Origin of the sequence: Propioniciclava sp., assembly GCF_036744435.1 — a bacterium.
Lineage (GTDB): Bacteria > Actinomycetota > Actinomycetes > Propionibacteriales > Propionibacteriaceae > Propioniciclava.
This window is the reverse complement of the sequence record NZ_DAIOIA010000002.1, coordinates 59,369-70,350: the sequence shown is the minus strand read 5'-3', so window position 1 is coordinate 70,350 and position 10,982 is coordinate 59,369. Positions and strand designations below refer to the sequence as shown.

The following is a 10,982-nucleotide window of genomic DNA, read 5'->3' as shown; positions in this document are numbered from 1 at the left end:
GCTTCGAGAACATCTTCGCGTGCGGTTACCTCGTGGGGCATCTCGAGGGGACGGCCCTGCAGGGCGCCACGACACTCCACGAACTGGATCGCGGGTTCGAGTTCTACGCGCCCCAGGTGTTCGCCGGGACGTCGCCGGATAGTCCCCCGTTGCTGATGGCCTGGCTCGGGAATGCCTCGGAGGACGACCAGCCCTCGGCGGAGCGCGGGTGGGTGCACGCGCTGTCGGTGGCGCGGGAGCTCGTCATCGTGGAGGGGCGGCTGCAGCAGCGACCCCGGCTCGCCCTGGACGCCGCGATGCAGGCGCCCCCGGGCCTGCCTGAGGTGCTCACCGACGCCGAGGTGGCCGTGGCCGGACTCGCCGGGTCGCGTGCGTTCCGGCTGGCGCTCACGGCGGACGCCTCCGACGCCGACTCCTGGCGGCTGCGCCTGGGGGATCGGGCGCGGCACGTGGATCTCACGTTCGCCGCCGGACGCCTCACCGTGGACCGGAGCACGACGCTCTATCCCCACGGCGGGAGCCGGGTGGTGCGGCTGCCCGCGGGCGCCGGACGTCTCGACGTGGAGGTGATCCACGACCGGTCGGTGACCGAGGTCTTCCTCGGGGGTGGCGCGCTCGCGTTCAGCCTGCGCAGCTATCTCGACGGCGCGGCGGGGGCCTCCCTGGCCGCGTCCGGAAGCCTGGCCGTGGCCTCGGTGACGGCTCACCGGTTCGACTGACACCGGTCTCCGGCCGTTCTCTCTTGCGGATCGGGGCTGGATCGTCGACTATATGTCTAACGATTGACATAGAGGCGGACGTGCAGCAGTGAAGCGGCACGCCCCTCGTTTCCGAGAGGGTTCCTGAGATGGATCATCCCCAGGTTGCGGCCAGAGTCCTGACCGCTGTCGGCGGGCCCGACAACATCACGGCGGCCGCGCACTGCGCGACCCGCCTGCGCCTCGTCCTGGCCGAGCAGAACCGCGTCGACCAGGCGGCACTCGACCAGGACCCCGACGTCAAGGGGACCTTCCTGGCCGGTGGCCTGTACCAGATCATCATCGGCCCCGGTGACGTGGACCTCGTCTACCAGGACATGGTGACCAGCGGTGGCGTGCGCGAGGTCAGCAAGGATGAGGCCAAGCAGGTGGCGGCCCAGAAGGACAACGTCGTCATCCGGCTCATCAAGACCATCGCCGACATCTTCGTCCCCGTCCTTCCCGCCCTGATCGCAGGCGGTCTGATGATGGCGATCAACAACGTCCTCACCGCCCAAGGCCTGTTCGGGCCGCAGTCGGTGATCGAGATGGTCCCGGCCCTGGCTGACTACGCCTCCCTGATCAACATGATCTCCGCGGCCGCGTTCGCCTTCCTTCCCGTGCTGATCGGCTTCTCCGCGGTGAAGCGGTTCGGTGGCAACGTCTACCTCGGCGCAGCGATGGGCGCCGCGATGGTCAGCCCCAGCCTGGTCAACGCCTACAGCTACGCGGCCATGGTCGAGGCGGGGCAGACCATCCCGTCCTGGCATCTGTTCGGGCTGACGGTGGAGCAGGTCGGCTACCAAGCCCAGGTCATCCCCGTGCTGGTGGTCTCCTGGCTGCTGGTCTTCATCGAGAAGCGGTTCCACAAGCTGTTCCGAGGCACTGCGGACTTCCTGCTCACCCCGCTGCTCACCCTGCTGATCACCGGTATCGCCGCCTTCGTCGTCGTCGGCCCGATCACCCGGATGCTCGCCAACGGCATCACCGGCGGGTTGACGTGGCTCTACGACAGCGCCGGCCCGGTCGGCGGCCTGATCTTCGGCCTGCTCTACTCGCCGATCGTCGTCACCGGCCTGCACCAGTCCTTCCCCGCGGTCGAACTGCCGCTGATCGCCGCAGGCGGCTCCTTCATCTTCGCGATCGCCTCCATGGCCAACGTCGCTCAGGGCGCTGCCACCCTCGCCGTGTTCCTGCGCGCCAAGGACCCCAAGCTCAAGGGGATCTCGGGTGCCTCGGCGGCGTCGGCACTGTTCGGCATCACCGAACCCGCCATCTTCGGTGTGAACCTGCGGCTGCGCTGGCCCTTCTTCCTCGGCATCGCCGCCGCCGGTGTGGGTGGCGCTCTGGTCGCCCTCTTCGACGTCCGGGCCATCGCGCTGGGTGCCGCCGGTCTCGTCGGCTTCGTCTCGATCCGTCCCCAGGACATCCCGATGTTCTGGCTCTCCCAGGCGATCACCTTCGCCCTCGCCTTCACCTCGGTGCTGGTGTACGCCTCCACCCGAGGCCGTGCCTCCCTGGCCGGGGCTGCCGTCGAGGCCGAACAGGCCGGGTCGTCGTCCGCGTCCGCTGCGGTGAGCCCCACGGTGGCCGTGGCCCTGCCAGAGGATGCCGCCGACGACTACACCGTGACCGCCCCGGTGCGCGGTCGCGCCATCCCCCTGACCGACGTCAAGGACACCACCTTCTCCTCGGGGATGCTCGGCCCGGGCGTCGCGCTCATCCCCGACAGTGGCCCCGTCGTGTCGCCCGTCGATGGCACCGTCATCGTGGCGTTCCCCACCGGGCACGCGTACGCGCTGCGTTCGGCCAGCGGGGTGGAACTGCTCATTCACATCGGCATGGACACCGTGAAGCTCGGCGGAGAGCACTTCACCCCCCGGGTCGTGAAGGGGCAGCAGGTGCGTCGCGGCGACGTGCTCGCCGATGTCGACTGGGCGGCCGTCGCGGCCGCCGGCTATGACCTGACCACGCCCGTGGTCGTCAGCAACGCCAAGAAGCTCGCGGGCGTCGAGGTGGCGACCGCCGGGGACGTGTCCACCGCCGAGCCGTTGCTGCGCGCACACCCGCGCGAGGACGCCTTGGCCTGACGAAGACCGCACAAAAGGGAGGCCGCGCAGCCTGGGTGAGAAGACTCAGGCGGTGCGGCCTTCGACCACCCTGACCGGCAACTCGATCGCCGGAACGGGGGTCGGATCGGCGGGGGGCTCGGCACCGATCTGCTCCACCAGCAGCCGCACCGCTGTCGCGCAGATGTCGGCCAGCGGCTGCTGGATCGTCGTGAGTCCCGGCAGCACCCGGCGCATCGTCGCCGTGCCGTCGAAGCCCACCACCCGCAGATCCTGGGGCACGCTCCTGCCGTGGCGGTGGGCCCACTCCAACGCGGTCGCTGCCAGCAGATCGTCGGTGCAGAACACCGCGTCCATCACGTCCGCCACCGAGTCGAGCGCGGCCATGATCGCGGCTGTGCGCTCCGGCTCGGGCAGGTTGAAGTCGACGGCCACGATGACCGGTTCGAGGCCCGCCTCGCCCAGGACGCGCCGGTACCCGCGCTCACGCAGGTTGCGCTCGTGGGAGCGGGAGGTGAGCAGCGCGGGACGCCTGGCGCCGCGATCCAGCAGCAGCCGCGTCGCCAGCCTGCCCCCCTCCTCGTTGTCGGCACGGACGTTCGGGATGTGGTCGGCAAGCTCGCGATCGATGGTCACCACCGGACGCCGCAGCGTCGCGTACTCGGCCAGCTGGTCGTTGTGCGCCCCGGAGATGATGCCGTCCACCCGGTGACCCACTAGCGACTTCAGCAGGTCGCGCTCCCGGTCGGCGCGACCGTAGCTGTTGCACAGCAGCGGGCGCAGACCATGCCCGGCGAGGGCGTCCTCGACGTGCACGGCGACCTCGCCGTAGAAGGGGGTGGCGACGGAGGGCAGGATCAGCCCGACCGTCCCGGTGCGACGGGTCAGCAGCGACCGGGCCACCTCGTTGGGCTGGTAGCCCACCTCGTCGATGGCCGCCATGACCCGGGAGCGGGTCGCGGCGCTCAGGTAGCCGCGGTTGTTCAGCACCCGGGAGACGGTGGCCACCGAGACGCCGGCCCGCTCGGCGACGTCCCCCAGCCGGGGTTCCTTGTCGGCAGCCATGGTCGCCCGCCTCAGAAATCGCGCCGGACGGCGAGCCGGGCGAGCGCGCTGAGACCGTCTCGGCCCTCCGGCGTCAGCGGGGCCGCGGCCAGCAGCTCCAGCGCCGCGTCGTATTCGCGGCGGATCTCGGCCTCGACCGCCTCCCGGGCGCCGCTCCCCGTGATGAGGGCGCGGGCGCGTTCCACCTGAGCCGCGGTCAGGGCGGGATCGCCGAACAGCGCGGCCAGTTCGGCGGCGTCGGCGTCGTCGGCGCGGATGAACGCTTCGGCGGCCAGCAAGGTGAGCTTGCCCTCGCGGACGTCCTCGCCGGACTCTTTACCGGTGAGCGCCTCGTCGCCGAACACGCCGAGCACGTCGTCGCGGTACTGGAAGGCACGCCCGAGCGGCTGACCGGCCGCGCTGAGCGCGTCGATCACGGCGGGCTCAGCGCCTGCGACGGCGGCCCCCACCAGCATCGGACGCCGGATCGAATAGGACGCCGACTTCCAGGTGACCACCGTCCGGATCATCTCGACCAGGCGCTCGCGCCCGGCGGGCGTGCGGCTGATCGCATAGGGATCCTGCGACTGTGCCACCACGTCGAGGTACTGTCCGGTCGTCACCTCGGTCCGGACCGCCTCCAGGTGAGGATAGGCGCGCTGCAGTGCCTCCGGTGGCAGCCCGCTACGCCGGAACATCTCCTCCGACCAGACCAGCAGCAGGTCACCCAGGAGGATCGCGCCGGCGCGTCCGAAGGCCTCGGGGTCGCCGCGGCGGCCCTGCTCGCGGTGGTCGGCCTCGAACTGCCGGTGGGCCGCCGGGACGCCCCGTCGCTCATCCGAGGCGTCCATCACGTCGTCGTGCATGAGCGCCGACACGTGGAGCACGTCCAGGGACGCCGCCGCGTTCAGCACCCCTTCCGGAAGGGCGGGGGAGCCGCCGGAGGCCACCCAGGCCCACGCCGCGAAGGCGGGGCGCAGTCGCTTGCCGCCCGCCGTGAAGTCGCGTGCCCGCGCCAGCAGGGGAGCGGCCGCCGGGTCGAGTGCCCGCAGCACGGCCTCCTGTTCGTCCAGGAATGCCGCGATCGACGCCCCGAGGGCGGCGCGGAAGTCGTCGGAAACGGGATGCTCGGCAGACAGCGTGACCACGTTGCGAGCCTACCCAAGCCCGGATCGAACGGGTCAACTAGGGTGGACATCATGCCCGCCCAGACCATCGCCGAGCGGCTGGCGCAGGCCGATCGGCCCACCTTCAGCTTCGAGTTCTTCCCGCCCGCCGATGACGCCGCCACCCAGCAGCTCATCGCAACGGTTGACGCGTTGAGCCCGCTACGCCCCGACTGGGTCTCGGTGACCTACGGGGCCACCGGGGCGGCACGTTACAAGACCTTTTCCGCGGTCGGCGCGATCCGCGGGCAGACCGCCGCGCGCACGATGGGTCACCTCACGGTCGCCGGACAGTCGCGCGACGAGGTCCGTCGCGCCATCGAGTCCTACAGCCGTCTCGGCGTCACGCAGATCCTCGCCCTGCGCGGCGACCCGCCCGGCGGCGGCGCGTTCGAGCGGCACCCGGAGGGCCTGGGCAACGCCACCGACCTGGTGCGCCTCGTCCGCTCCATGGGCGACTTCAGCGTGGGCGTCGCGGCGTTCCCCGACGGTCATCCCGACGGCGACGTCGACCTGGATGCGCGGATCCTGCTCGACAAGCAGGAGGCGGGTGCAGAGTTCGCGGTCACCCAGTTGTTCTTCGACGCGCAGGCCTACTTCTCGCTGGTGGAGCGCTTCCGCTCGCTGGGCGGCACCATGCCGATCGTGGCGGGGATCATGCCGGTCACGGTGCCCAGTCAGATCGAGCGGTTCGCATCCTTGTCGGGTTCGCGGATGCCCGCGTGGTTCGAGGCGGAACTCCGTGCCGCAGCCGACGACAAGCAGCGCTTCCGGCAGGTCGGCCTCGATCTGGTGACCCGGCTGTGCGACGAGGTCCTGCAGGCCGGGGCGCCGGGGCTGCAGTTCTTCACCCTGAACCGCTCCACGGCGACCGCCGAGATCCTGGGACGCCTGCGCGCGATGCCCGCGGCCCCGAACCCCGGCCACGGCGGGGGCGGCAACAGCCGACCGTAGCCGCGCTCAGTCCCGCTCCGACCAGGGGGCCTGAGGTAGCTGGACGCCGCGACGCCAGCCTCCGGGACCACCGACGTCCAAGGTCACCAGGCGCTGAGTGGGGCGCGTCAACGCGACGTACAGCACCCTGATGCCGCCGGGGCTCTCGGCGACGATCGCGTCGGGATCGACCACCACGACGCCGTCGTACTCGAGTCCCTTGGCCTCCAGGGGGGAGGGGAACAAGATCCGATCCAGGTTCGCCGGGTTCATCCGGGTCGCCAGCCGCTGCTGCAGGGCACCGCGAAGGGCCTCGCGGCGTGACGGCGGGGCGATGACGCCGACCGTGCCGGCGACCTCCCCGGTCAGGTCGTCGATCACGTCGGCCAGGTCGGCGACCAAGGCGGCCTCCGACGTGGTCAGCACCTGTGGTTCGTGGCCGGTGGAGCGGACGGCGCGCGGCAGGTCGACCGCGGGATAGTGCGGCTTGACCACCCGGGCCGCCAGGTCGAACACCTCGGCGGGGGAACGGTAGTTGACCGACAGCCGGAACTCGCGGTGCGGGGCGTTCCCGATGAGGTCGCGGACCGCGCGGCCCACCTCCTCCAGATCGGGCCAGCTCGACTGGGCCAGGTCGCCCACCACCGTCCAGGACGCCTGCCCGCCACGGCGGCGCAGCATCCGCCACTGCATCGGGGTCACGTCCTGGGCCTCGTCGACGAGCACGTGCGCGTAGGTCTCGTGGTTGTCCTCGCCCAACTCCGGCTCCGCCTTGCGGGCCCAGGTGTCGGAGGTGGTGACGAACTCCGGGATCGCCTTGCCGCCCTCGATGAAGATCGGCTGCTCGGCGTCCGGGTCGGTCGGAACCGGCCCCAGGATGGCGACGAGCTCATCCAGCAAGGCGGTGTCGGCGACGGTCCAGGGCGCCTCCGGATCGGCGTAGGAGGCGACCAGCAGGGCCTGCTGCCCGGAGTCCAGCAGGCCTTCGGCGGCCCGCGCGACCACTCGGGCATCGCCCAGCCGACGCAGCACCTGCGGCGCGGTGAGCGTGGGCCACCAGGCGTCCATGAACGTGGCGAAGGCGGCCTGGTCGGCGATCAGGCCGGGCACCTCCTCCGCCTCCACATCCGTGTCGGCGGGAACCAGCGACGCCAGCGCGGCCACGGCTGCCTTGCGCGCCGACTCCCGGGCCAGGTTGACCCGCTGATGCGCCAGGATTCCGCCACGGATCCGCGCCAGCTGCGGCGGCCGCAACTGCAGCACCTCCCCCTTGACGGTGACCAGGACGCGGGGGCCGTCCCCGGAGATGTCGAGGGGCAGGTTCACCAGGTTGCGCAGCACCTCGATCATCTTCAGGCTGCCCTTGACGCTCGCGGTGTCGGCGTCGTCGACCGAATCGCTGGCGATCTCCGGCAGCACATCGGAGACGACGGAGCCGATGGAGCGCAACGCCACGGAGTCTTCGCCGAGGCTGGGCAGCACCCGCTCGATGTAGTGCATGAACACCGGCCCGGGCCCCACCACGAGCACGCCGCCCCGTTCGAAGCGCCGCCGGTTGGAGTACAGCAGATAGGCGGCACGATGCAGCGCCACCACGGTCTTGCCGGTGCCCGGACCGCCGCTGATGACGGTCACGCCCTGATAATCGGCGCGGATGGCCTCGTCTTGTTCGCCCTGGATGGTGGCGACGATGTCGCGCATCTTCGTGCCGCGGGCCCGCGCCAGGGACGCCATCAGCGCACCCTCGCCGATGATCGGCAGGTTCGCGGTGTTGCCCTGCGCGTCCAACAGGTCGTCCTCGATGCCGATGACGCGGTCGTTGCGGCAGCGCAACACTCGGCGGCGCACCACGTCCATGGGCTTCTGCGGGGTGGCTCGGTAGAACGCCTCGGCGGCGCGCGCCCGCCAGTCGATGACCAGGGGTTCGTAGTCGTCGTCCCGGACGCCGATCCGGCCGATGTAGCGCACCTCGCGCTCGGTCGGGTCGTCCAGGTCGAGGCGCCCGAACACCAGTCCCTCGTGCTCGGCATCGAGTTCGGCCAGCCGCCGGGCGGCCTGGAAGGAGAACGCATCGCGCTCGAACAGCGCGGTGCCCGCCTCCTCGCGCAGCCAGCTGTCGCGTTCGGAGCGGTACATGTTGGCGCCGCTGCGAGCGGCGCTGCGGGCGGTGTCGGTCGCCTGGTTCAGGCGGGCGTAGACGGCGTCCACGTGGGCCTGTTCGGTGGCCAGTTCGTGGGCGAGATCTTCGGCTTGCGTCAAGGTGGAGTCTTCCTCGTTCGTCAATTCGGCCAGTGGTCCAGTCTACTCCAGCGCACCGTCAGTGACAGGTGGGCCGACGCTCGGAGATGGGTTCCGCCCCGCTCATGTCTTTCTCTGGGTTGTCTCTGGCTCCGGCGGGGGCTTGCATGTATGAACGCTCTGGCGATCATGATCGTCACATTGTATTGATATGATTGCATTAATCGTCATAGAGGAGGTGGGTTGTGGGTGGCTACCGCATCGATTCGCAGCTCGTCAGCTTCGGTGGGCATGTGCGTGGTTGGCGCATGGTGCTCGGCCTCACTGCCCAACAGGTAGCAGAGCGCGCAGGGATCACGCGAGACACGCTCCGCAAGATCGAGGTGGGCGATCCGGGAGTGGGCTTCGGCAATGTTGCCCAGGTGCTGCGCGCTCTCGGGTTGCTCGACCAGGCCGTCGCGGCGGTCGATCCGCTGGAGAGCGACATTGGACGCCTGCGGGCCGGGAAGCTTGAGAAGAAACGCGCCCGATGACCACCGTGGAGGTCTTCACTGACCGTGCCGGGGCGAGCGTGCTGGTGGGGCGCGCGCACTTCACGCGCCAACGGGGAGGTCTCTCGACGACGTTTCTCTACGACGCCGAGTATCTCGCCGGCGACGGCACGAGCATCGATCCTGCCCTGCCGCTTGTTTCCGGTGCGCAGTACCAGACCGGGCTCGTGCGGGCCTTCGCTGACAGTGCGCCAGACCGGTGGGGGCGCAACCTGATCGAGAAGGCAGAACGGGTTCGAGCGCGAGCGCACAACCGTGCGCCGCGTCGCCTCGACGACGTCGATTTCTTGCTGGGTGTCAGCGACGACACCCGCCAAGGCGCCTTGCGGTATCGGCTGAGTGGGGATTCTGAGTTCTTGGGGCCCGCCTCGCACGTGCCAGCGCTGATCGCCCTGCCCGAGTTGCTGCGCGCTGCCGACGAACTCGCCTCGGACGCTGATCCCTCCGCGGCGGTGAAGCAGTTGCTTGACACGGGAACCACCGGTCTTGGCGGAGCCCGCCCGAAAGCGTCAGTACGGCTCGAGGGTGGGGCGCTGGGCATCGCGAAGTTCCCCCACGGCAGTGACCGATGGGACGTCATGGCCTGGGAATCCACCGCGCTCGATCTCCTCCAGGCTGTCGGGATCGCGACCCCGTGGCGTCGACTCGTGCGCGTCGGTGGGCGGAGTGTGCTGCTGCTGCGCCGCTTCGACCGCGACCCTCAGCAACGCCGGCTGGGCTACATCAGCGCGCTGACGGCGCTGGGAGCCTCTGACGGCGACCATCGCGACTACGCCGACATCGCCACGGCCATGCGCGACCTGTCCCGCTCGCCCGCCGCGGATCAGCGTGCGCTGTTCGATCGGGTGGTCGCGAGCGTGGCGCTCGGCAACACCGACGATCATCTCCGCAACCACGGCTTCCTGGCCGACCGTGGATTCTGGACGCTCAGCCCGGCATTCGACGTCAACCCGACCCCCGATCAATGGCGCTCCCGCGCGACCTCGATCATGGGGGCCGACGAACTGCCCGACGAAGTTGAAGCGCTGCTGCCGTTCGCCGCCGAATGCGGTCTGAAACCCGCCCAAGCGCGCAGCAGGATCAGCCAGATCACAACCAGATTCGGCGGCTGGCGGGACGCGGCACGCACCAACGGGCTCCCCGAATCCGAGATCACGCTCATGGCCGAAGGGATCGAGCCCAGGCTGCATGCACTGGAGGTCGTGGCGGGTCCCGCGTGATCTCGACGGCGCGGCCTCGTGGGGGCCAGTCATGGGCTGTGGACCCTAGCCGGTGTGGCCTGCGCGCGTCGGGTGGATGTTCTCTCCCGTGAGAAAGGCGTGCGCCGCGTAGGCGGCGAGCGCGCCCGACAAGAGTTGGGCCCACGGCTCGGCGCCCGCCGCGCTGGACGCCGACGCCGCGAAGGCCCCCGGCTCCCGTGGATCGCTGATCGGGGGCAATGCACGCAACTGGGCAAAGAAGGTGTCGCTCCGACGCAACGGGCGGGGGTGATGCCACCTCACCTCCGGATCGCGGGTGTCGATGACGGCGCGGTTCGCGGCTGGCTGTGAGGGGGCGTCCGAGGTGATCGCGACCCCGCGGTCGGCGATCCGATCCAGCAACACGTCGACCAGGGTCGATGCGGGGTGGGTGGCGCCAGCGTTGTCGCGGAGCCGCCAACGGCCAAACGTCCGCTCGATGGACAGGCGGGAGGTGAGCCAGGCGGGCTGATCGGCGGGATCCAGGCCACGCTCACGAGACAAGCCGACGACGCGCTCCCGCAAGGCCGGATGGGGGAGTGCGCGGGCGGCGTCCACGAGGCTGTGGCGGGGGTGCAGCCCGACGCTCCTCAAGGCGTCATCGGAGGACGTCTCGGGGGTGAGTTCCGCCTCAACCCCCAGCGGACGGACGGCCTGCCAGGTGAGGTCGGCCTCATCCACGAACGAGCGCCATGCGTCCGCGACTGACTCACCGTAGGCGTCACGGTCGGCGTACCAGCGTTCGCCGCGATCGGTGGGTGCGCCGTCGTCGGCGACCAACTCGAGCCCGTGCAGGCCCAGCGCGCCCGCGGCGGGGCGCCCCGACTTCTTGAACAGATCGCGCCACGGGGCAGGAAAACTCAACGTGGGCCCCAACTCGGAGCGCAAGGCGTCCGCCCAATCGTCGCGCTCGGGGATCACCGCGACGCGATGGCCGACGCGTGCGAGCCGGACGGCGGCAGCGATCCCGGCGAACGAGGCGCCGACGACGGTGACGTCAGGCACG

The 10,982-nt window shown here is 70.5% G+C and carries 9 protein-coding genes; 5 read left to right on the top strand and 4 right to left on the bottom strand.

Translation table 11 applies throughout. The features are described from left to right. A partial coding sequence (locus V7E09_RS00735) for a GH32 C-terminal domain-containing protein (RefSeq protein WP_324522907.1) occupies nucleotides 1–719 on the top strand: 719 nt, incomplete at its 5' end. A gap of 128 nt (nucleotides 720–847) precedes the next feature. Further along, nucleotides 848–2,827, top strand: a complete 1,980-nt coding sequence (locus V7E09_RS00730; RefSeq protein WP_324510590.1) for a sucrose-specific PTS transporter subunit IIBC — start codon at nucleotides 848–850, stop codon at nucleotides 2,825–2,827. Nucleotides 2,828–2,872: 45 nt separating this feature from the next. On the opposite strand, the gene V7E09_RS00725 is transcribed toward V7E09_RS00730, so the two are convergent. Continuing rightward, nucleotides 2,873–3,871, bottom strand: a complete 999-nt coding sequence (locus V7E09_RS00725) for a LacI family DNA-binding transcriptional regulator (protein WP_324510589.1) — start codon at nucleotides 3,869–3,871, stop codon at nucleotides 2,873–2,875. A gap of 11 nt (nucleotides 3,872–3,882) precedes the next feature. Then, nucleotides 3,883–4,998 carry a polyprenyl synthetase family protein gene (locus tag V7E09_RS00720; RefSeq protein WP_324510588.1) on the bottom strand — a complete coding sequence of 372 codons (1,116 nt, stop codon included), beginning with the start codon at nucleotides 4,996–4,998 and terminating at the stop codon, nucleotides 3,883–3,885. Nucleotides 4,999–5,049: 51 nt separating this feature from the next. On the opposite strand from V7E09_RS00720, the gene V7E09_RS00715 reads away from it, so the two are divergent. Then, nucleotides 5,050–5,970: a methylenetetrahydrofolate reductase gene (locus V7E09_RS00715; protein WP_324510587.1), complete on the top strand. Its 921-nt coding sequence runs from the start codon at nucleotides 5,050–5,052 to the stop codon at nucleotides 5,968–5,970. Between the two features lie 6 nt (nucleotides 5,971–5,976). Here the strand turns inward: V7E09_RS00715 and V7E09_RS00710 are convergent, their stop codons facing one another. Further along, nucleotides 5,977–8,208, bottom strand: coding sequence for a HelD family protein (locus tag V7E09_RS00710; RefSeq protein ID WP_324510586.1), 2,232 nt, complete (start codon nucleotides 8,206–8,208; stop codon nucleotides 5,977–5,979). A 224-nt stretch (nucleotides 8,209–8,432) separates the two neighbouring features. On the opposite strand from V7E09_RS00710, the gene V7E09_RS00705 reads away from it, so the two are divergent. Together V7E09_RS00705 and V7E09_RS00700 are read left to right on the top strand one after the other, a co-directional pair. Then, nucleotides 8,433–8,720 carry a helix-turn-helix domain-containing protein gene (locus V7E09_RS00705; protein ID WP_324510585.1) on the top strand — a complete coding sequence of 96 codons (288 nt, stop codon included), beginning with the start codon at nucleotides 8,433–8,435 and terminating at the stop codon, nucleotides 8,718–8,720. After that, a complete protein-coding gene (locus V7E09_RS00700) occupies nucleotides 8,717–9,958 on the top strand; it encodes a type II toxin-antitoxin system HipA family toxin (RefSeq protein ID WP_324510584.1) in 1,242 nt (413 codons plus the stop codon). Before V7E09_RS00705 ends, V7E09_RS00700 begins: the two co-directional genes overlap by 4 nt. Nucleotides 9,959–10,003: 45 nt before the next feature. Here the strand turns inward: V7E09_RS00700 and V7E09_RS00695 are convergent, their stop codons facing one another. Continuing rightward, entirely contained in the window at nucleotides 10,004–10,981 is a 978-nt protein-coding gene (locus V7E09_RS00695) for a hypothetical protein (RefSeq protein ID WP_324522906.1), read from the bottom strand. Nucleotide 10,982 lies beyond the last annotated feature (1 nt).